General features: G+C 36.9%; 21 protein-coding genes and 1 pseudogene. 10 read left to right on the forward strand and 12 right to left on the reverse strand.

Translation table 11 applies throughout. The features are described 5' to 3' along the window. Positions 1–38: 38 nt before the first annotated feature. Positions 39–1,223 carry a cation:proton antiporter gene (locus IP358_RS07840; protein WP_006802981.1) on the reverse strand — a complete coding sequence of 395 codons (1,185 nt, stop codon included), beginning with the start codon at positions 1,221–1,223 and terminating at the stop codon, positions 39–41. A gap of 176 nt (positions 1,224–1,399) precedes the next feature. Here IP358_RS07840 and IP358_RS07845 point away from each other — a divergent pair, with 176 nt between their 5' ends. The 4 genes from IP358_RS07845 (at position 1,400) to IP358_RS07860 (ending at position 5,089) form a co-directional block, all read left to right on the forward strand. After that, positions 1,400–2,671 carry an aminotransferase class V-fold PLP-dependent enzyme gene (locus IP358_RS07845; protein ID WP_040498786.1) on the forward strand — a complete coding sequence of 424 codons (1,272 nt, stop codon included), beginning with the start codon at positions 1,400–1,402 and terminating at the stop codon, positions 2,669–2,671. 76 nt (positions 2,672–2,747) lie between these two features. Beyond that, positions 2,748–2,981, forward strand: coding sequence for a hypothetical protein (locus IP358_RS07850; protein ID WP_006802979.1), 234 nt, complete (start codon positions 2,748–2,750; stop codon positions 2,979–2,981). 3 nt (positions 2,982–2,984) lie between these two features. Then, a complete protein-coding gene (locus IP358_RS07855) occupies positions 2,985–3,209 on the forward strand; it encodes a hypothetical protein (protein WP_006802978.1) in 225 nt (74 codons plus the stop codon). Between the two features lie 5 nt (positions 3,210–3,214). Next, entirely contained in the window at positions 3,215–5,089 is a 1,875-nt protein-coding gene (locus tag IP358_RS07860; protein WP_006802977.1) for a primosomal protein N', read from the forward strand. On the opposite strand, the gene murD is transcribed toward IP358_RS07860, so the two are convergent. Further along, positions 5,082–6,350, reverse strand: a complete 1,269-nt coding sequence (gene murD / locus IP358_RS07865) for a UDP-N-acetylmuramoyl-L-alanine--D-glutamate ligase (protein ID WP_006802976.1) — start codon at positions 6,348–6,350, stop codon at positions 5,082–5,084. The two genes, IP358_RS07860 and murD, sit on opposite strands and share 8 nt — an antisense overlap. A 10-nt stretch (positions 6,351–6,360) precedes the next feature. Continuing rightward, positions 6,361–7,419, reverse strand: coding sequence for a phospho-N-acetylmuramoyl-pentapeptide-transferase (gene mraY / locus IP358_RS07870; protein ID WP_006802975.1), 1,059 nt, complete (start codon positions 7,417–7,419; stop codon positions 6,361–6,363). Between the two features lie 84 nt (positions 7,420–7,503). Here mraY and gpmI point away from each other — a divergent pair, with 84 nt between their 5' ends. The 3 genes from gpmI (at position 7,504) to IP358_RS07885 (ending at position 11,065) form a co-directional block, all read left to right on the forward strand. After that, positions 7,504–8,973, forward strand: a complete 1,470-nt coding sequence (gene gpmI / locus IP358_RS07875; RefSeq protein WP_006802974.1) for a 2,3-bisphosphoglycerate-independent phosphoglycerate mutase — start codon at positions 7,504–7,506, stop codon at positions 8,971–8,973. Positions 8,974–9,053: 80 nt separating this feature from the next. Then, a complete protein-coding gene (locus tag IP358_RS07880; protein ID WP_006802973.1) occupies positions 9,054–9,749 on the forward strand; it encodes a hypothetical protein in 696 nt (231 codons plus the stop codon). Further along, on the forward strand, positions 9,749–11,065 hold the full coding sequence (locus tag IP358_RS07885; RefSeq protein ID WP_006802972.1) for a peptidase U32 family protein: 1,317 nt from the start codon (positions 9,749–9,751) through the stop codon (positions 11,063–11,065). The genes IP358_RS07880 and IP358_RS07885 overlap by 1 nt, the downstream gene beginning before the upstream one ends. On the opposite strand, the gene IP358_RS07890 is transcribed toward IP358_RS07885, so the two are convergent. Genes IP358_RS07890 through IP358_RS07905 form a run of 4 tightly spaced genes read right to left on the reverse strand, consistent with a single transcriptional unit; the run spans position 11,062 to position 15,438 of the window. Further along, positions 11,062–11,601, reverse strand: a complete 540-nt coding sequence (locus IP358_RS07890) for a gamma carbonic anhydrase family protein (RefSeq protein ID WP_040498742.1) — start codon at positions 11,599–11,601, stop codon at positions 11,062–11,064. The genes IP358_RS07885 and IP358_RS07890 overlap by 4 nt on opposite strands. Positions 11,602–11,658: 57 nt before the next feature. Further along, on the reverse strand, positions 11,659–12,504 hold the full coding sequence (locus IP358_RS07895; protein ID WP_006802970.1) for an aldo/keto reductase: 846 nt from the start codon (positions 12,502–12,504) through the stop codon (positions 11,659–11,661). A 10-nt stretch (positions 12,505–12,514) separates the two neighbouring features. Continuing rightward, a complete protein-coding gene (locus IP358_RS07900; protein ID WP_006802969.1) occupies positions 12,515–15,196 on the reverse strand; it encodes an AAA domain-containing protein in 2,682 nt (893 codons plus the stop codon). 41 nt (positions 15,197–15,237) lie between these two features. Then, a complete protein-coding gene (locus IP358_RS07905; protein WP_006802968.1) occupies positions 15,238–15,438 on the reverse strand; it encodes a hypothetical protein in 201 nt (66 codons plus the stop codon). 12 nt (positions 15,439–15,450) lie between these two features. On the opposite strand from IP358_RS07905, the gene IP358_RS07910 reads away from it, so the two are divergent. From IP358_RS07910 to IP358_RS07920, 3 genes are all read left to right on the forward strand, one after another. Continuing rightward, positions 15,451–15,753, forward strand: coding sequence for a hypothetical protein (locus IP358_RS07910; protein WP_040498740.1), 303 nt, complete (start codon positions 15,451–15,453; stop codon positions 15,751–15,753). A 68-nt stretch (positions 15,754–15,821) separates the two neighbouring features. Beyond that, entirely contained in the window at positions 15,822–16,013 is a 192-nt protein-coding gene (locus IP358_RS07915) for a CrcB family protein (RefSeq protein ID WP_248613412.1), read from the forward strand. Then, the gene (locus IP358_RS07920; protein WP_232086830.1) at positions 16,010–16,210 is read left to right on the forward strand and encodes a fluoride efflux transporter FluC; all 201 of its coding nucleotides are present in this window, start codon (positions 16,010–16,012) and stop codon (positions 16,208–16,210) included. The genes IP358_RS07915 and IP358_RS07920 overlap by 4 nt, the downstream gene beginning before the upstream one ends. A 21-nt stretch (positions 16,211–16,231) precedes the next feature. On the opposite strand, the gene IP358_RS07925 is transcribed toward IP358_RS07920, so the two are convergent. From IP358_RS07925 to lgt, 5 genes and pseudogenes are all read right to left on the reverse strand, one after another. Continuing rightward, complete coding sequence (locus IP358_RS07925) at positions 16,232–16,813, reverse strand: NAD(P)H-dependent oxidoreductase (RefSeq protein ID WP_006802966.1); 582 nt, start codon at positions 16,811–16,813, stop codon at positions 16,232–16,234. 124 nt (positions 16,814–16,937) lie between these two features. Beyond that, positions 16,938–17,369: a MerR family transcriptional regulator gene (locus tag IP358_RS07930; RefSeq protein WP_006802965.1), complete on the reverse strand. Its 432-nt coding sequence runs from the start codon at positions 17,367–17,369 to the stop codon at positions 16,938–16,940. Continuing rightward, the gene (locus tag IP358_RS08700) at positions 17,351–17,641 is read right to left on the reverse strand and encodes an ABC transporter C-terminal domain-containing protein (RefSeq protein ID WP_409337788.1); all 291 of its coding nucleotides are present in this window, start codon (positions 17,639–17,641) and stop codon (positions 17,351–17,353) included. The genes IP358_RS07930 and IP358_RS08700 overlap by 19 nt, the downstream gene beginning before the upstream one ends. A gap of 177 nt (positions 17,642–17,818) precedes the next feature. Beyond that, positions 17,819–19,252: pseudogene (locus IP358_RS07935) on the reverse strand (ABC-F family ATP-binding cassette domain-containing protein); the annotation flags it as partial. Between the two features lie 58 nt (positions 19,253–19,310). After that, entirely contained in the window at positions 19,311–20,138 is an 828-nt protein-coding gene (gene lgt, locus IP358_RS07940; protein ID WP_040498738.1) for a prolipoprotein diacylglyceryl transferase, read from the reverse strand. Position 20,139: the final 1 nt, after the last annotated feature.

The raw sequence follows: 20,139 nt of genomic DNA on the forward strand, positions 1-20,139 counted from the left end.
GGGAACATAGAATAATCCATTCTGTATTTACAACATCACTAAGACAATATTACTTGATTTTTCTCTTTCTTTTTTATCCAATAACTATAAAGCATTTTAATTCCAATAGTTAGGAAAATCCCCTCCATTAATGCTGCTAGAATTAGCGCGTAATATTCTTCTGTGCTAATTGCACCAAACTGCATTCCAAGCTGTGCTGTGGCAACTAAGAAAGTTAAAGGCATCGCGTGGCTAAAGGCAAAGAGAGCGGTTTTAATATAGCTTTTAAAGTATTTGCTATACGCTATAAATGTCGCAATTAAACGTAAAGAAACCATAATAGCGATAATACTTAGCGTTAAAGAAAGTAAATGCAAGTTTTTTAGCATTAAATTTAAATCCAGCGTAGAGCCAACATAAATAAAAAATAGTGGGATAAAAAAGCCAAAGCCAAACTCATTTAACTTTTCTGCCAAACCTTTTTGATGATGAAAATAAGTTGCTAAAATCATTCCAGCCAAAAATGCTCCAAGCACGCTTTCTAACCCTAAAATTTGCGTGATTCCAATTAAAATAAAAAACAACATTGCGCTAAAGCGAATGTCTTGATTTTTGCTAGATTCTTTAGGGATTAAGAAAAATTTAAACGCCGGAAACCACCAAAATAACACATCAGCAATCTTAAACACTCCAACAATCACACTTAAAAATAAAAACAACACGAGTAAAGTCTTATATAACTCCCAAGTTAGCCCGTGCGAATACGCACCATTTAACACCACAAGCGCCACAATACTAATTAGCTCACCTAGGATTCCAACATTTAGCGCAAGCTGTAACCAAGGTGTGTTTTTAGGATACTCTTTTAGCATTGCCATAATCATTCCAAGGCTCATAACAGGCAATGCAGCAATATAAAACTCTGATAAATTTGTATTTACAACATACAAAAATGCCATTCCATATAACACTAAAAAATAAAAAAATGCAGATTTTAAAAACCCCTTACCAAGCTTTGTAAAAGTTTTTAAATCCACTTCCAAACCACATAAAAACATTAAAAACAAAAACCCAATATGTGCAACAAACTCCAAAGATTCCGAATGCGAAAATAGTCCAAAATGAAAGGCTAAAGCGCCTAACACAATCTCCACAGCTACTAGTGGCAAACGCGTAAGAGAGCTTAAAAAGGGAGCAACAACAATTAAAATCGCAATAATTCCAAAAGTAATAATGTTTTCCATAAAGACTTAAAAACTCCAAAAATCAAGGCGCAAAATAAAGTTGAAAGTATAGCATTACTTAGAATGCAATCTTAAAAATTGTGGTAAAATGTGCCATTTTTACTAAATTTAGGAAAATTATGGATTTTTTTGCCCCCCTTTTTAATGCCCTATCTAGCAATACCTTATCTAGCGATATGGAATCCAAGCGCGCGATTTTAAAAAAAGACTGCATTTTACAAAAAGGATTCCATTATTTTGACTGGACAGCTAGCGGACTTGGCGCAAAATGCACAGAAGAGCGCATTAACTCCATTTTGCCTTTTTATGCAAATACACACTCTCAAAGCAATACAAATGCAGAATTTATGAGCGAACTTTATGAGGGTGCTAGAGAGCATTTAAAAAGCTTTTTTAATTTAGATTCCAATTTCGCCTTAATTTCCTGCGGCTTTGGTTCAACAGCGGCGATCAAGAAGTTTCAGGAGCTTATAGGCATTTATATCCCCCCTAAAACACGCGCAATTTTGAACCTATCAAAGATTGATAAATCCACACTTCCCTTAGTTGTCGTAGGACCTTATGAGCACCATAGCAACGAACTAAGCTTTAGAGAAGGCTTATGTGAAGTAGTGCGTGTGCCACTCAATGCGCAAGGGCTTTTTGACCTTGACGCCTTAAAGCACATTTTAGATTCCAACAAAGGACGCAAAATCATCGGTTCTTTTGCGCTAGGTTCAAATGTTAGCGGAATTGTTATCCCTTACCAAGAAATTTCTTATCTTATACGCAAACATAATGGGATTGTTTGTTTTGATTGTGCAAGCAGTGCTTCTTATTTACATATTGAGCCACAATTTTATGATGCGATTTTTCTCTCCCCTCACAAACTCTTTGGTGGAATTGGAGGTAGTGGAATCTTAATTGTAAATCGCGCCTTAATTGATAAAACACTTCCGCCAACTTTCTGTGGTGGGGGCGTTGTGGGCTATGTTTCACGCACAAGTGCCAAATATTTTGGTATTGATGAAATAAGAGAAGAAGCAGGAACTCCGGGAATCTTAGCCTTTTTGCGCGCATATTTAGGCTTTGCCTTGCGTCAAGAAATCGGCTTAGAATGGATAAAAGAGGCTAAACTCCCTTACATTAAACAATTTAGAGAGTTTTTAGAAAATGAACCACGCATTACGCATTATGGAAACTTAACACATAATGTATTAGGGATTTTTGCCTTTAATCTTAAAGGTTTTGAACCCTTTGCATTAGCAGAAAAATTATCCAAAGAATACGGAATCCTAGTGCGTGCAGGTTGCTCTTGTGCCGGACCTTATGGACACGATTTGTTAGGTTTAGAAGATGGCACAATTTTTACTCAAAAGCCCGGTTGGATTCGGCTAAATCTCCATTACACGCACACACAGCAAGAAGTTACGCATTTAATTAACACGCTAAAAGCCTTGCTTTCTTAAAAAGTTTTAACAAAACTTCCAAAAACTTTAAAAAAATAATGCTAAAATACGCACGATTTAAATTTAAGGAATTGCAATGGAAGAAGCCAAAAACATTTCAAATAAACTTTTAGAAAGCGTTGAAAGTCTTGTTGAAGAACTAAGAAAATTGCGCGATGAAAATCAATCTTTACGCCAGCAAATTGTGCTTTTAAAAGCTGAAAATGAAGCCAAAAATTCTGAAATTAGCTCTCTGTATGATGAAATTAGCGCAAAAGATCGCGATTTAGAAGGCGCATTAAATAAAATCCAAAATGCGCTAGGACATTAATATATGGATAATGCGTTTCGCGTGAGCCTTGCAGGGCGTTTCTTTGATATTCCCACACTAGAAATCTCCCCAGCCACTCTTGAGGCATTAAAGGCTATCACAGATAATGCAGGCGTAATAAATCCGCGTGATCTTTTGCGTGCGTTTTTAGAATCTTATGAAATCAAAGCCACGCTAGAATCAAGCCTTGCAACTGCGATACAAAAGATCCAAGACGCTAAAAATTAACGCATTTGCAAGAATTTTTCTATCACATCATAATCTTAAAGCGCAATTCTCCATTGCTCACTTACTTTAGTAAAACTTTCCTTGAAAAAGGCACGCTTGTTAGCATTCCCTTGCATTCTAAAATCCTGCAAGGAATTGTGCTTAAGCAATGTCAAAAGCCCAAATTTGAATGCAAAGAAGCCACACCCTTAGACTTCCACTTCTCCCAAGCACAATGCACCCTTGCGGAGTTTATCACAAGTTATTATTGCACTTCTCACTCCCTTGCATTTAGTCTTTTTACGCCCTTTAATAGCGCGCAGAATCTAAATTTACAACCCCTAGACTTTCCGCTAAACTCTTTGAATAAAAGCCAGCTTGAAGCCTTTAACTTCATCAAAAACCGCCAAGATTCCTTGCTTTTTGGCGATACAGGTAGTGGCAAGACAGAAATTTATATGCACTTGTTTAACGCAAGTTTAAAAAAAGGCAAAAATGCGCTTTTTTTAATGCCTGAAATTTCTCTAACTCCGCAAATGGAAAAGCGGTTAAAGGCTGTTTTTGGAGATTGTATTGCATTTTGGCACTCTAAAGTTACAAAGGCTAGAAAAACTCAAATCTTACAAGATTTAAAAGAAGGCAAAGTTAGGATCTTAGCAGGCGCTCGTTCAGCCTTGTTTTTGCCCTTATCAAATTTAGACACCATTGTCATTGATGAAGAGCACGATGATGCGTATAAATCAAGCTCCACTCCTCGCTACCACGCACGCGATGTGGCACTCTATCTTGCTAAAACACAGAATCTAAGAATCGTTTTAGGCTCGGCAACTCCGCTTGTTACAAGCTATCAACGCGCCAAGCAAAACCATAGCCTTTTTCGCTTAAAAGGCACACATTTTAATACACAAAAACACTACCACTTTTGCAAAAATACGGAATCCACACAAATACAAACTACACCCATAGAAACAACTTTGCAAAGAGTCCTAGAGAGTGGCAAGCAAGCCATTGTTTTTTTGCCTACGCGTGCGAATTTTAAACATTTGCTTTGCATAGAATGCAATGAAGCTATTGAATGCCCAAATTGTAGTGTATCTTTAAGCTTGCATTCTAAAGATTCCAGTCTAAAATGCCATTATTGCCACTATACACGCCCCATTCCACAAACTTGCCCTAAATGTCAAGGAATGTTACAAAGCCTACGCATAGGCACACAAGAATTTTCTAAAACCTTGCAAGAGTCCTTACCAAAGGCTCGCATTACCTGTTTTGACCGCGATTCTATTACCACGCAAAAAAAGCTCTCCCAAATTCTTGATGCATTTAATCACCATAAAATTGATATTTTAGTAGGCACACAAATGCTCTCCAAAGGACATGATTATCATAATGTCGCACTAAGCGTAATTTTAGGGCTTGATTATCTTTTAAAAGGAAGTGATTATAGAGCAAGAGAAAGAGCCTTAGCCTTAATGTTTCAAATCTCAGGGAGAAGTGGCAGAAAAGAAAATGGCGAAGTGTTAATCCAAACACAATATGAAGATTTTTTTAAAAAATACTTAAACGATTATCAGATATTTCTAGAAGACGAACTTCTTATGCGTGAAAATTTATATCCACCTTTTATGCGTTTATCTCTTATCCATTTTAAAGATAAAAATCAAATAAAAGCAAAATATCTTATGCAAAAAGCCTTAAAAATTTTACAACAAAAAATCAAAGAAAATACACTTAATGTAGAAATTGTAGGCAGTGGTGAAGCCCCAATTGAACGCATTTTAGACAAGTGGCGTTATTTAATAATGCTCCGCTCTAAAAGCTCTAAGGACTTACACATCGCGCTTTTACCCTTGCGCAATTTTGCTTGCGAGATTGATATAGACCCACTTGAGTTTAACTAAGAGCATAAAGTTTAAACTTCTCTCCCCTTTCTTTATAAGATTTAAATTGATCCAAACTTGCAGCAGCAGGAGATAGCATTGCCACACATTTTGTGGAATCTTTTTTGAATTCCAACAATCTCTTCTTTATACTATCTACCGCCACTTCAAGCGTATAGCACGCTTTAGATTCCACAATCCCAAGTGCAAGCTTACAAAGCCTATCTGTGTTGCTCCCAATCGCAAAAATCTCTATTCCATTGCCCTTTTTTAAAACTTTGATTAAATCAAACAGCGGGCTTAAATCAGCCCCTTTATCATCGCCCCCCAGCACAAGCAAAATCCTTTGATTTTGGTAACTTTTTAAAGCTTCCATTGTGGCATCAATATTTGTCCCCTTGCTATCATCAACCCAAAGATTCCCCGCCCTATCATAAAATTCTTCCATTTTATGCGCCCCAATTTTAAAGGCGTTTAAAAGCGTATAATCTGTTTGTAGCGTTAAAATCTTTGCCCCACACAATGCTAGCGTTGCATCCAGCAAAAAAGGCTCTTTAAAAGCAATTTTTTCTAAATCTATCCCAAAAATTTGCGCTAAATCGTTAGAATTTTCATAAAACACAAGCTTCCCAAGAGACTTTTTACAAAAAGTATGCCCCTCCACACTCTTTGGCAAAATCGCAATTTCTTTTTCTTTTAGCAATAAAATAGGCTTTAGCTTGTCTTTAATATAGGCTTCATAGCTCCCGTGCCAACTAATGTGATCTTGTGAGAGTGGCAGCAAAAGATACAAGCTAGGCTTTGCTAGATTTGTATAATGGAGTGTAAAAGAGCTTGTTTCTAGCACCCAAAGTGGAGAATTAGAATCCAATTTTGCTAAGGGAGTTCCAATATTTCCGCCACTTTGAGCGTTTAGATGTGCTAGCAAATGTGTTAGCATTTGTGTGGTTGTTGTTTTACCATTTGTGCCACTAATCCACACAGAAGAAGGCATTGTATGGGCAAAAAAATCATATTCACTTAAAAGGCGCATTTTAGAGTATTTTCTAGCAAAAAAACGCGCTGTTTGCACCATTGTGTTATTTGGTGGAATCCCTGGGCTTACGAGAATTGTCGCATCAAATTGCGTAGATAAAATCTCTGATAGATACGCGCTAGGATACAATGCATTATCAAATTCATCGTAACTTAACGTTTTAAAACTATCATCAAAAACCAAAAGCGGCGCGTAAGATTCCGCAATTGCACGATTTGTCCCTCCAAACCCTAAGAGTATCAGCATAACAATTCCTTTAGCGCAGTTTCAAACTCAAAAGCGCAATTAAATTACTCATTAACGCCACAATCCAAAAACGCACGATAATCTTACTCTCACTTAAACCCTTCTCTTCAAAATGATGGTGCAAAGGTGCCATTAAAAAAATTTTCTTACCCCGCGTTTTGTAACTTCCAATTTGTAAAATCACAGACAAAGCTTCCACTACAAAAATAAATCCAATCAAAAATAAAAGAATCTCATTTTTAGAAACAATCGCCATATACGCGATAAACCCCCCAAGACTAAGGCTTCCGCTATCTCCCATAAAGACTTGTGCTGGGTGGCAGTTATACCACAAAAAACCAATCAAAGCCCCAATTAACGCTGCAGATAAAATCACAAGCTCCCCACTATCTAGCACCTTTGGATAGAGTAAATACGCACTAAGTCCGCTATGTCCAGCCACATACACAAATACACTCAAAGAAGTTAGCGCATAAATTGATGGAATCGCAACTAAGCCATCTAAACCATCTGTTAAATTCACCGCATTGCTTGTTGCCACAAACACAAGTGTCCAAAATAAGATTCCAAACACTCCCCAATCAAACAGAGCATTCTTAAAAAAAGGTAAATAAAACTCTGTATTTAAGGTCGTCCAATACAATGCTAAAGAAAGTAAAAAACTCATAAAAATCTGTAAATAAAGCTTTTTTCTTGCCGACATTCCTGCGTTTTTATTCTGCGAGATTTTAGAATAATCATCACTTATGCCAAGAAATGCAAAAAGAAGTAGCGTAGCAATCCCTAAAAGCACATAAATATGTGTAAGTTTTGCACATAATAAAGTGGCAAGCAAGGTTGTGCTCACAAAAACGATTCCACCCATTGTGGGCGTGTTTGCCTTTTCTTGATGATTTTTGGGAGCAAACTTTGAAATAGGCTGATTTGCTTGCTTATTTTGAGCCCACAAAATGTAATAAGGCATTATAAAAATCGTCAAAAGCAATGCAATAAAAAACGCAATAGCTGAACGCACCGTGATATACTGGAACAAATTAATATCAAAAAACGCATAAAGGTAGTAAAGCATAAATCTAGCACTTATAAATGAAATTTTAGGAAAAATTTAGATAGGATTCTACCTAAAATAACTTTAAAACTAGGAAATTCTTAAATGAAAACCCTTTTAATCATCACCGATGGAATTGGCTTTAATGTTAATCCCGACTTCAACGCTTTTTTTCACGCCAAAAAGCCAACTTATGACAAACTTTTTAAAGAAGTGCCTTATGGTATGATTGAAACCTTTGGTTTGTCTGTGGGCTTACCAGAAGGGCAAATGGGGAACTCTGAAGTGGGGCATATGAGCTTAGGAAGTGGAAGAATTTTGTATCAAGATTTAGTCAAAATTAACAAGGCAATAGAAAATGGAAGTTTAATGCAAAACAAAGCCCTAGATTCCATTAAAACTTGTAAGAGAGTGCATTTAATTGGATTAATGAGTGATGGCGGGGTGCATAGCCACTTAAATCATATTTTAGCCCTTGCAGAAGGATTGCAATCGCAATGTGAAGTGTTATTGCATTTAATCACCGATGGGCGTGATGTCTTACCAAAGACTGCTCCAAGCTTTTTAAATGAAGTAGAAAAAGCAATACAAGGCAAAAATATCCGCATTGCAAGCCTTAGTGGGCGTTATTTTGCAATGGATAGGGATAATCGCTGGGAGAGAGTAGAGCTTGCCTACAACACAATCGCGCTTGGTGAAAATCCACAAAATACAAGCCTAAAAGAATATTTGCAAGCACAATTTGCAAAAGAAATCTTTGATGAATTTATTGAACCTGCGAGCTTTAATGGCTATGATGGAATCCAAAAAGAAGATGGAATCGTTTTTGTAAATTTTAGAAGCGATAGGGCAAGAGAGATTGTAAGCGCATTAGGAAATGTAGAATTTAGTGGATTTATGCGCAAAAACTTTACTAAAATTCCACTTATTACAATGACGCCTTATGATAAAACATTTAATTTTCCTATTCTTTTTCCAAAAGAGAGCATTAAAAACACCCTTGCTGAAGTGATTTCTAAGCATAATTTACGCCAATTCCACACCGCAGAAACAGAAAAATATGCCCATGTTACTTTCTTTTTTAATGGGGGAATAGAAGAGCCATACCCTAATGAAACGCGCCTTTTGGTGCCTTCACCAAAGGTTAAAACTTACGATTTACAACCACAAATGAGCGCAAAAGAGGTTGGCGATGCGGTTTTAGGTGCAATGGAGAGCGGATATGATTTTATTGTTGTAAATTTTGCAAATGGCGATATGGTAGGACATACAGGAAGCTATGAAGCAGCAATTAAAGCCGTAGAAGCGGTGGATTTTGAACTAGGCAGAATCTACACAAAGGCGCAAGAGCTTCATTATGGTTTTATCCTAACAAGCGATCACGGAAATTGTGAAGCAATGAAAAATGAAAAAGGCGAACCACTGACTAATCACACCATAGGAAGTGTTTGGTGTTTTATCGCTGCTAATGGCGTAAAAAGCGTAAAAAATGGAGGTTTAAACAACATTGCTCCAAGTGTTTTAAAACTAATGGAATTAGAAATTCCAAATGAAATGGACGCACCGCTTTTTTAGATTTTTCACTAAGATTTAAACAAAAATATACAAAGCATTATGTATAATCTTACATTTTAAGTTCACTTTTAAGGGCGATGATGACACAAGAAGAATTAGATGCATTGCTAAATAGCGATATTGACGCTACTGAAGAGCCAGAACCTGTGCAAAGCCAAGAAGAGCCAAAGCATTCAGATCCAACTATTGAAAGCGGAGCAGTAACTGCTGACGATTTTAAAATCAACCAAGATGTGAGTTGGCCTCCACCGCCTCCGACAACAGAACACAAAGTTGTGCATCAACTTGATGATGTAACGCGTGATTCAGAGATTAAAGCCACAGAAATGTTTGACAAACTGGAGAGCATTAACAATCTAGGCGCAGATATTGAAGATGCTTTTGGAAAAATCCAAGATTTCATTAACTCCCAAGAAGAATTGCTTCAAAAACTCCACGCAAAATTCCCAGATTTTCACACTTTTAGTGAAAAACTAGAAGAGATTGCTAACATTAAAGCAAACGCGCAAAAAATCTCTGACTCCTTACAAGAAATCTCAATGGCTTCTTTAGATGCAATGGAGAGTATGCAATACCAAGACATTCATCGCCAAAAGATTGAACGCGTTATTAATGTAATGCGCGCGCTCTCACGCTATATGAGCTCTTTATTTGAAGGCAAGATTGAAGATAGCAAGCGCGTAAGCTCGGCTGTGTATATTCAAGGAGATTCCGCGGATAATGTGATGCACACAGATGATATTGAAGCATTGATTGAAAAATTTGGCACAAATTAATGCGTCTTCCAGAACTTCTTTCGCCCGCTGGAAATCTTAAAAAACTAAAGATTGCCTTAGAATACGGAGCAGACGCTGTTTATGGAGGTGTCAGCCATTTTTCTTTGCGCAATCGCTCAGGCAAGGAATTTGATTTTGAAAGCTTTAAAGAAGGTGTGGATTACACACATTCTAAAGGTAAAAAAATCTATGTTACCATTAATGGTTTTCCTTTCAACTCCCAATTAAAACTTCTTCAAACCCATATTGAAAAAATGGCTTCCTTAAAACCTGATGCTTTTATTGTCGCAGCACCGGGAGTTGTGAGATTAGCACGCCAAATTGCTCCAGAGATTCCAATCCATCTCTCCACCCAAGCAAATGTTTTAAATGTGCTAGATGCGCAAGTGTTTTATGATTTAGGAGTGAAGCGCATTGTTGCGGCAAGGGAGCTTAGCTTAAAAGATGCTATTGCCATTAAAAAAGCGATTCCGACTTTAGAACTAGAGATTTTTATCCACGGCTCAATGTGTTTTGCGTTTTCTGGGCGTTGTTTAATCTCTGCTTTGCAAAGTGGAAGAGTGCCAAATCGTGGGAGTTGCGCTAATGATTGTCGCTTTGATTATGAATATTATGTGCGAAATACTGAAAATGATGAGCTTGTGCGTTTTAGCGGCAAAGAAATCTATGCAAGAAACCCCGATAATGGCGTAATGATGCGCTTAGAAGAGGAAGAGGGAGTAGGGACACATATTTTTAATTCCAAAGATTTAAATTTAGCAGAGCATATTCCTACGATTTTAGAATGCGGTGCTATTGATTCTTTAAAGATTGAAGGGCGGACAAAATCCGCATATTACGCAGGAATTACAGCTTTTGCTTACAGAGCAGCACTAGATGATTATGCCAAAGGTGCATTTGTAGAGCAGAAATACACACAAGAGCTTGATACGCTAAAAAATCGTGGCTTTAGCGATGGCTACATTATCCACCGCCCTTATGAGAAGTTAAACACACAAAATCATTTTACTGCCATTAGTGAAGGGAGCTATCAAGTTAATGCTGAAGTTAGTGAAGATGGCAAAAGTGCGCTTTGTCGCCACACAATCCGCCCCAATGAGCCAAAAGAAATTATAAGCGCGCAGCTAAATAGCATTAAGGATTGCAAAAATGAAATTGGAGAGATTTTTACCAAAGATGGCAAGAAGTATCTAAAACTTTTTAAAATCCTTTTAGAAAATGGAAAAGAGCTAGAATCTATCCATAGTGGCAATGAAAATCCTTTCTTGCTCCCCTTTCCACTTCCCCCTTTTAGCTTTTTAAGACAGAGGGTTTAAGCTAAAAACCCATTCTTAAAACGCACATAATTTTGTGCAGACTCCTTAATAAGTGCAACTTCTTCATCTTTAAGTTCTCTTACCAATTTTGCAGGATTACCAAGTATTAAAGAGCGTGATGGGAATTTCTTGCCCTTTGTTACCACACTTCCAGCCCCAACAATGCTATCTTCTTCAATCACAGCCCCATCCATTACCACAGCATTCATCCCCACCAAAACACGATTTTTCAACACACAAGCGTGGATTACACAATTATGTCCTATGGTTACATCATCGCCAATTTCTACAGGATAGCCATTATCTAGCACATTACCTTGCGCATCGTAGGTTTTATGCCATACATGCAGTGTTGTTAAATCTTGAATATTTGTGCGTTTCCCAATTTTTATGGAATTAACATCACCTCTAAGCACGCAATTAAACCAAATGCTAGAATCTTGCCCAATCTCTACATCACCAATCACCTTAGCACCCTCAGCAATCAGCACATTTTCCGCAATCTTTGGTATTTTATCTTTAAACTTTATCAGCATAATAAATCCTTCCATTTAAAAATTTCTAAATAAATCAAAGAATTGCTTTAAAAATCTTTAATAACAATCCCAACCAAAAAGGCTTTTATTTGTATCAAGTTGCGTGATAGAATCTCTCTCTTGTTGTGTCAAGCTAAAGTCAAAAAGTGTGAGATTTTCTTGCAGTCGCTTTAGACTTGAAGCCTTTGGGACAATACTTATTCCTTTATCTAGCAGAAATTTTAGGGCAATTTGTGCAGTGCTTTTATGGTGAGTGTTGGCGATACTTTGTAAAGTCTTGTTTGTAAAAATGCCATTTCTCCCACAAGCCAAAGGACTCCACGCTTGCAAGTGAATATTTTTAGATTCTAAAAATTTTTGCAATGTGTGCTGTTGGAAGAAAATATGTGCTTGGACTTGATTTAGCACAGGCTTAACACGCACAGAATCTAAAAAATCCTCCAAAAATCTGCCATAAAAATTTGAGATTCCAATCGCACGGGTAAGCCCCTTGCGATAAGCCTCTTCGCAGGCTTTATACATCTTCTTAGCATTTACATAAGACCCGTGGATTAAAAGCAAATCTACATATTCTAGCCCTAGATTTTGCAAACTCTGCTCTATGCTTTGCCACGCTCTTTTATAAGACATATTAGATGAAAGCTTTGTAGTGATGAAAAGCTCATTTCTTTGCAATGGGCGGCTTAAATCGTTTGTATGCAAATTAGAATCTTTTAGACTTTGCGTAGCTAGAGCTTTGCCCACTTCCTTTTCATTCTCATACATTTGTGCGGTATCAATTAGCTTGTATCCAATTTGCAGGGCGTTTTGTATTATCTCTATGCCCTTTTGTCCCTGCAGTTCATAAGTCCCAAGCCCAATGTTAGGCATTTTTATGCCATTGTTGAGAGTGATATATTGCATTGTTTTTCCTTTAATTCCCCTCATTGTTATCAAGCAATGTTTGAAGCACATCAGCTATGCGTTTAGATTCTGCACTTTGTGTGGTGCTAAGACGCAAAAGTGGCAAATGATGCTTTTTGCAAATGCTATCTTTAAGCCTATCGCGATTTAGCTGCTTATGCGTATGGTGAAACGCATAGCCATCAATCTCAACAGCAAGCAGGGGGGCTTTATCCATAATATGATAGATGATAAAATCAAAATGCGTGAGTGGATTTTGTGCATAGAGCTTTTCTTCTTGTGTGAGAGTTTCATCTATTTTAATGACTTTAGCAAGGGGTATATGTGGCAAAACATCAAGGCTATGGTAGGAATCTTGCTGGAGTATATCTTTGATAAAAGCAAAGGCAATATTTTCTGAATCAAATTGTGAGATACGCCTTTTGCCCTTGAGATACAATGCCCTTGCTTGTGCATTTGCTTTATAGAGTAAATCAAAGATTGAATAAATTTTGCTCTCTATAGGCTTGGCACTTTGATAAGTAATATAGCGGATAAAGTCATTGATATTTGTGTTTTGTTTATGACACACATCATAAGATACGATGAGTTTTAGCTGTTTTTTAGCTCGTGTAATGGCGACATTTAGCATTTTGCTATCATCGATAAAATCATTGCTTTGATTATCGGTAGTTGCGATGATGATAAGGTCTTTTTCTCTGCCTTGGTATTTATGCACGGTGTCTGCTTCAATCTCGCCAACTGCATTTTGCAGCCGCGCTTTTTGCTCATTATAGGGTGTAATAATGCCTATTTCTTGTGGCTCTATGGTGGTGTTTGGCAGAATTTCATTGGCAATAATGTCAATTTCTCTTTGATTATAATGCCCTCTTGCGTGATTTCCAGCAGGGCTAACATACGCTTCTAGCACATTTGCTTCCCCATTATCTTCGCTTAAAATGACAAGCTCGCTGCCATAAAACTTTTGATTGCAAAAATTGATGATTTTAGGGTGGCAGCGATAATGCTCTTTAAGCAAAACTCTAGGAGCATTTGGCAAAACACTACACACAGAGCTTAGGAAAGAGTGCTGCATATAGTCATAATGTGGAGGTATTTTATAGCGTGTGGTAAGCTCTTGGATTTGTTGAGACATCGTAGGGTCTATCACATTTGGCAGCTGCTTTGTGTCTCCTACAATCACAATATTTCTAGCCACACTTAGAGCTAAAACACCTGTTACCAAATCTACCTGCGAGGCTTCATCAATGATTAAATAATCAAAGAGAAAATCTCGCCCAAAGCAATTTTTGATAGCGTGTGTGGTGCTAAAAATTATAGGATATTCATCGCAAAACTGCTCCGCATTAGTCAAAAGATCTTTTTCGCTAAAAATGGGTCTTTGCGTGTGGCTGCCATATCTAATCCGCAAAGATTCTTGTAAAAGGGTTAAGGAATATTCTTGTAAATGCTCTAGGGTCTGTGTATCGCGTAATATTTCTAACCGCTTTGTATCGTGCGTGAGTATTTCTCTAGCAGTAGCGATGCTTTGCATATAATAGGCATATTCAAAATGCTGGATAATATCTTGCAGGGGAAGTTTATAAAAAGTAAAATTTCCAATGCGTTGTATTAAGAAAAGTTTGCATACAAGTAAAAAATATCGCCAGCCTTTTGGGGTGTTTTCAAGAGCAATTTTTGTCTTTAACAAAAGAGTAGAATCCTTCTGCAAAAGTGTTAAAAAATGTGGTCGTATCGTTAAGTTTTCTTGCATTGTAAAATGGTGAAATTCTAGCTCTAATGCACTAAGCATAGTCTTTTGTTTTGCGATTGCATTTTGCAAAGTAAAGATTTCTTGTGCTTGTATATTGAGCTTTTTGATAGCTTGGATAAGGGTATCTTTCCTTTCTTGTGTAATAGATTGTGCAAAATCTGGGTAGGTATGTGATTGATTCTGTAAAAACTGCTTGATATTATCTTTTTTGCCAAGTTTTGCACATAAGTATGTTAAGCCATATTTTTCTAACTTCATAAAAACATTATCCGTGGCAGCATTATTGTTAGAAACCACGGCTACATTTTTTCCAAGAAATAGACTATTTGCAATGATGTTTAATATGCTTTGTGTTTTACCTGTGCCGGGTGGTCCTTCTATGATACTTATTTGAGATTCTAGAGCATTGCAAATTGCTTGGAATTGTGAGGCATTTAAGCCAAATGGCGAAAGTATGGGAGCATTTATCTCATTAGTCCTATGCGGCTGACTTGGGTGTAAATAATTGCTCAAAACACTCTCTTTTACTAACATATCTATTTTATTGTATGCTCTTGATAGAAGCGATTCATTATCTTCATTTTTTACCCCCACGATAGTAGCCAACTCTTTGCAATACAAAAACACATTAGCATTACTGCTTTTTACATTTGGTAATAGTATTGCTGTTTCTAGCAATTTTGTTGTCCCATTGTCAAAAAATATTTTGCAATATTTTTCAAAAATAAGAGCAAATTTAGCATTATAAATACCAAGCTTCTCTGGCTTTGTGTGTCTTTGTGGATTTGTAAGAAAGATAACTTTATCGTATTTATAAGTATAGGTTTTTGCCGTATTAGCAAATGTGATGCGCCATACATCATCTTGCTTTTTTATACTTGCAATAGATTCTGTTTTATCTTCACCATTAAGTATAATCAAAAACTTTGTGCTATCCATAAATGCTCCATAATAAGTTTATGATATTATAAGATAAAATATTACACCACAACCACCCCTTGCATTTCACTCTCATAATCTTCTTGTATCTCAACAAAGGGGAGTTTATACTTTTTGCATTGCTCTTTTAATGCACTATGTTCTTTTATAAGCTGTTCTTTATTAGCCCCATAAGATTCTTTGCGTTTTATTGTGTAATAATGCTTTAAAATATATTGCTTTGAAAAGATAAGAAACAGCACTTTATAGGTGAAATGGGCTTAGAATCTAGCAAATTTCGCACATTTTTTGGCGTTAAGTATATGCCTTCTAGTATGAGATTTTGCTCATTGCAAGTCTCAATAATGCCTTGCACGATATTCCATAAAAATGCAGTGATTTTAGAATCTTCTTTTGCACTAAAAGGCGGATTCTCTAGCTCCATAATTTTTAGTGATGATGAAAGCCCATTTTTAAATGGTCTAAACTCATATAAGGATAATGATATATTTCAAGTAGCCTTTGTGTTAGAAGTGTTTTGCCTGTATGGCTTTCCCCACCGATTAGAATTATCATAGTTTTGCCTTTCTGTTTTTTGTGTATTTTCTTGTATTATAGTGTGAAAATTTTATACAAAAGGACACAAATGCTAACCAAACTCGCGCTTATCAGCTTAGGTGGTGGTATAGGGGCAGCATTACGCTTTTATGTAGGCTATGGTATTGTACCTATGTTATCAAGCTGCTTGTCAAATCAATATCTGCATTATAGTTTCATAGCGACATTTTGTATTAATATGTTAGCGTGTTTTGGCATAGGGCTATGTGTGTGGCGATGATAAAAGGGCAAGATTCACTCTTATTTGTGTTTCTTACTATCGGTTTGCTTGGGGGCTTTAGCACATTTTCTACCTTTAGCCTAGAAGTGCTAAATCTCTTGCAAAATCATTTTATTTTTACTGCGATACTTTATGTGCTACTCTCCAATGTATGTGGAATCTTATGTGTGTATCTAGGCTATGTGTTTAAGGGCTAGATTCTACAAAGCTTTAAGATTCTAGCCTTTCACATACTTTTGCAAATGTGCTTTATATTCGCTTATGTATCGCTCTATTTGCGGATTTTTCACCACATCATTACACATAAAAATGGGCAACCACTCCATACCACAAAACTCGTGTGCCTTGCGTAAGTGCAAATACACGCCTTCCACCCCCACGCCTTCAAAAAAGCCATTAGACTCTATAAAGGCTTCTTTTGGGGCATTCCAAGTTACACTTAGCATTACTTTTTTATCCTGTGCTAGTCCGCCACTGCCATATTTTAAGCTCTCATTTGCACGACTTCGCCTATCATTTGCAAACAAAATAGAAACACCGCTAAGATACACTTCATCAATATATTTTTTCACAATCCAAGGCTCACCCATCCACCACGCAGGCATTTGATAAATAATAAGGCTAGATTCTTTAATCTTTGCTATCTCCTCTTGTGGTGTGTAGCCTTTATCAATGATAGTCTCTAGCACCTTGTAGCCCTTAGATTCTAAAAATTCCTTTGCCACACTTTGCAAAGTGCCATTAAGCCTTGTGCCATCATTGCCAAACTTTTTACTGCCATTTATAAGTAGTGCTTGCATATCTAATCCTTTTGTATAATTTGCGTGATATTATAAAGCCTGACACTTGGTGTCTGTCAAGGGGGGATTTAATAAAAATTACAAAATATGACTCTTACCCCTTATGCTTTGGCAATGTAATATGTTATTCCTCCCTATCCTTAGAATCTGGCGGACATTGATAGGCTGTATTGTTTGGGTTTAAATAGTCAATGCCTGTTTTTATCATCTCGTTGTAAAAGGCGATTTTTGTCTTTATTTTTTTATGTGCAGTATGCAGAATCTCAAGCTCTTTGTTTAGCAAATCAAAATGCCGCTCTAATAGCTCTTTTCTCTCTTTAGCAGTCTCTATGCCACCACTTGTAAGCTTGATATAGTGCTTAATATCATTGATACTCATACCGCAACTTCTTAGGCAATCCACCCATTCCACCCACACAATATCACTTTTTGCAAAGTAACGCACCCCATTTTCATCTCGCTCTACAAAGGGGAATAGCCCCTTATCAAGCCAAAATCTAATCTTTCTTGATGGAATCTTTGTTGCCCTCTCAACTTCTATGATTGTATATGCCATTGTTTTTCCTTGGTCCCGCTACAACTTTCCATCTCTTCTAAATCTAAATATTGTAGAATCTTTGCTTCACAAATTGCTTTTTTCTCTTCAAATTCTTTTGATTTTTCTTGTAATTCTTGCGTGCTTAAATTTCCATTATAGAGTAGATTTTCCAAGGCTTTAAGTTCTGTTTCTAGGGCTTCAATTTCTTGGGGCAAAATCTCTAAAAGTCGCTTTTCGTGATAGCTTAGTTTTGTTTTCTTTTGGGCTTCTTTAGGAGAATTTTTGGGCATAGATTCTTGTTTAGATTCCAACTCTAGCTTCGCATATTCCCTTAGCTCGCTTTGAATCTCTAAATACTCGCTAAAGCTTCTGTGTGATTCCACAATCTCACCATTCCCCTTAAACACATACAAGCATTTTGCGATTTTATCCACAAAATAGCGGTCGTGGCTCACAAAAAGAATTGCCCCCTCAAAACTCTGTAAATACTCTTCTAAAATATTAATAGTAGGAATATCCAAATCATTTGTAGGTTCATCTAAAATCAAGCAATCATAAGCCTTTGTAAAAAGCAATGCCAAAGCAACGCGATTCTTTTCCCCACCGCTTAATGCGCGAATTTTCTTATCTAAAAATTCCTTAGGAAACAGGAAGTTTTTAAGATAGCCAAAAATGTGCATACTCTTGCCACGCACTTCAATATGATCCCCTCCAAAAGGACAAAAAGTCTCTAGCAAATCCTTGCTATCATCTAGCATTTCTCTGTGCTGGTCAAAATAGCCAATTTTAACTTCACCTCGTTCAATACTCCCACCACTTGGCACAACACTCCCTAAAAGCATTTTTAATAGCGTGGATTTCCCAGAGCCATTACGCCCAACAATAGCGATTTTATCGCGCTGTAAAATCCTAGCACTAAAATCTTTAATCAAGGTCTTGCCATCAATCTCCTTGTGTAAATGCTTCATCTCAAAAAGCATTTTTTTGCGATTTACCCCTTCTTCTTGATTAAACGCCTTGCGTTCTCTCTCAAGCTCCAAAGTCATTTTGCGAATAATTGAAGGATTGGTTTTTGCCACTTTTCGCATTTCCATAATACGCTCTTTTCGTCCTTCATTGCGCTTAACTCTTGCACGAACGCCACGCGCTAGCCATTCTTCTTCAGCCTTTAGGTGCTTTAAAAGTGTCTCATGACTTTTAGCAAGGCTTAAAAGCAAGGCTTCCTTTTGGCGTAAATACTCACTATAACCGCCCTTAAAACTTCTAATCTTGCCCTCTTCAACCTCCACAACACGGGTAGCAATTTTATCAATAAAATACCTATCATGGCTAATAAACACAAGCGTAAAGTTCCCACGCATTAGCATTTCTTCTAAAAACTCCACCATTTGCACATCTAAGTGGTTTGTTGGCTCATCAAGCAGCAAAATATCAGGCTTGTGTAAAAGCAAACACGCTAGAGCAACGCGCTTTTGCTCCCCACCACTTAGTAAATTCACATAACGATCTTGTAAATCTTCTAATTCAAAGGTTTCTAACACCTGCTTGATTTTAGATTCCATATCCCAAGCATTGTGATGGTCTAAAAAACTCGTAAGCTTGGCGTATTCTTCTAAAAGCATCTTATCATTTGGCGCATTTTCAAGCATTTTTCCAACTTCTAAATACCGCTTTTTTGCGAAGTTTTGCTCACTTAGGGCTTCAATAATTGCTTCTTTAGTGGTTTGTCCAGCTTTAAAATCTGGTTTTTGGATTAAATGTTTTAACTCCAAATTTCCCTCTAAAATCCTAATCCCATCATCGCTTTCTAACTCCCCGCTTAAAATCTTAAGAAGTGTGGATTTTCCCGCACCATTACGCCCAACAATCGCCACGCGTTCGTTTTCTTCAATATGCAAAGATACATCTTGCAAGATTGCCTTATAATCGTATTGTTTAGAGACATTTTGTAGTGAGATATTAGCCATTTTTTTTCCTATTTTGCGCACTTTTATATAACCAAAGCACAAAGCAAAATGCCCCAATTAGCAAGGATAAAAGTTGCCCTTGTGTTAGCCAGCCAAAAGCAATGAAGCCTAGTTGAGAGTCTGGCTCTCTAAAAAACTCCGCTAAAAAGCGCATTAAAGAATATAAGATTCCATATAAGATTCCAATTTCCCCTACAAAGCGTGCCTTTTTGCGATAAAAATACAAAATAACAAATACCACAATCCCTTCTAAAAACGCTTCATACAGCTGGCTTGGGTGGCGCAAGACTCCATCAACCAAGATTCCAAAACTACTTGTTGTTTCTCTTCCTATAAGCTCTTGATTTAAGAAGTTTCCAATCCGCCCAAACACATATCCTAGCGGAATACTAAGCCCTGCTAAATCCATAAACAGCCAAAAATTGACTTTTTTAACCTTTGCAAACAACACTGAAGCAATCAAAAATCCAATCACCGCCCCGTGATAGCTCATTCCGCTGATTCCTACAAACTCACCATTTGTATCAAAGGGATTAAAAATTTGCCAAGGATTTGTAAGATAATAGCTTGTATAAGGGTCATAAAAAATAATATACCCAAGCCTAGCACCCAAAATCACACCAATTTCAACCCAAATAAAATAACTATCAAGCAGTGCATTTGTAATAGGATAGGAATCCTTTTTCACAAGCCACTTTGCTACAACAAGAGCTAGTAAAAGGGCTAGCACATACATTATTCCATACCAATGCACTAAGATTCCAAATACACTAAAAGCAACAGGATCAAAATGGCTATAAAGGCTATTCCACATATTCATC

The sequence above is a fragment of the Helicobacter winghamensis ATCC BAA-430 genome, from assembly GCF_028751035.1.
Lineage (GTDB): Bacteria > Campylobacterota > Campylobacteria > Campylobacterales > Helicobacteraceae > Helicobacter_D > Helicobacter_D winghamensis.

What these genes read in the sequence shown, in the direction of transcription:
- IP358_RS07840 (WP_006802981.1), bottom strand. Translation starts at nt 1,223, where the DNA reads ATGGAAAACATTATTACTTTTGGAATTATTGCGATTTTAATTGTTGTT.
- IP358_RS07845 (WP_040498786.1), top strand. Translation starts at nt 1,400, where the DNA reads ATGGAATCCAAGCGCGCGATTTTAAAAAAAGACTGCATTTTACAAAAA.
- IP358_RS07850 (WP_006802979.1), top strand. Translation starts at nt 2,748, where the DNA reads ATGGAAGAAGCCAAAAACATTTCAAATAAACTTTTAGAAAGCGTTGAA.
- IP358_RS07855 (WP_006802978.1), top strand. Translation starts at nt 2,985, where the DNA reads ATGGATAATGCGTTTCGCGTGAGCCTTGCAGGGCGTTTCTTTGATATT.
- murD (WP_006802976.1), bottom strand. Translation starts at nt 6,350, where the DNA reads ATGCTGATACTCTTAGGGTTTGGAGGGACAAATCGTGCAATTGCGGAA.
- mraY (WP_006802975.1), bottom strand. Translation starts at nt 7,419, where the DNA reads ATGCTTTACTACCTTTATGCGTTTTTTGATATTAATTTGTTCCAGTAT.
- gpmI (WP_006802974.1), top strand. Translation starts at nt 7,504, where the DNA reads ATGAAAACCCTTTTAATCATCACCGATGGAATTGGCTTTAATGTTAAT.
- IP358_RS07880 (WP_006802973.1), top strand. Translation starts at nt 9,054, where the DNA reads ATGACACAAGAAGAATTAGATGCATTGCTAAATAGCGATATTGACGCT.
- IP358_RS07885 (WP_006802972.1), top strand. Translation starts at nt 9,749, where the DNA reads ATGCGTCTTCCAGAACTTCTTTCGCCCGCTGGAAATCTTAAAAAACTA.
- IP358_RS07890 (WP_040498742.1), bottom strand. Translation starts at nt 11,601, where the DNA reads ATGCTGATAAAGTTTAAAGATAAAATACCAAAGATTGCGGAAAATGTG.
- IP358_RS07895 (WP_006802970.1), bottom strand. Translation starts at nt 12,504, where the DNA reads ATGCAATATATCACTCTCAACAATGGCATAAAAATGCCTAACATTGGG.
- IP358_RS07900 (WP_006802969.1), bottom strand. Translation starts at nt 15,196, where the DNA reads ATGGATAGCACAAAGTTTTTGATTATACTTAATGGTGAAGATAAAACA.
- IP358_RS07910 (WP_040498740.1), top strand. Translation starts at nt 15,451, where the DNA reads ATGGGCTTAGAATCTAGCAAATTTCGCACATTTTTTGGCGTTAAGTAT.
- IP358_RS07915 (WP_248613412.1), top strand. Translation starts at nt 15,822, where the DNA reads ATGCTAACCAAACTCGCGCTTATCAGCTTAGGTGGTGGTATAGGGGCA.
- IP358_RS07920 (WP_232086830.1), top strand. Translation starts at nt 16,010, where the DNA reads ATGATAAAAGGGCAAGATTCACTCTTATTTGTGTTTCTTACTATCGGT.
- IP358_RS07925 (WP_006802966.1), bottom strand. Translation starts at nt 16,813, where the DNA reads ATGCAAGCACTACTTATAAATGGCAGTAAAAAGTTTGGCAATGATGGC.
- IP358_RS07930 (WP_006802965.1), bottom strand. Translation starts at nt 17,369, where the DNA reads ATGGCATATACAATCATAGAAGTTGAGAGGGCAACAAAGATTCCATCA.
- IP358_RS08700 (WP_409337788.1), bottom strand. Translation starts at nt 17,641, where the DNA reads ATGCCCAAAAATTCTCCTAAAGAAGCCCAAAAGAAAACAAAACTAAGC.
- lgt (WP_040498738.1), bottom strand. Translation starts at nt 20,138, where the DNA reads ATGAATATGTGGAATAGCCTTTATAGCCATTTTGATCCTGTTGCTTTT.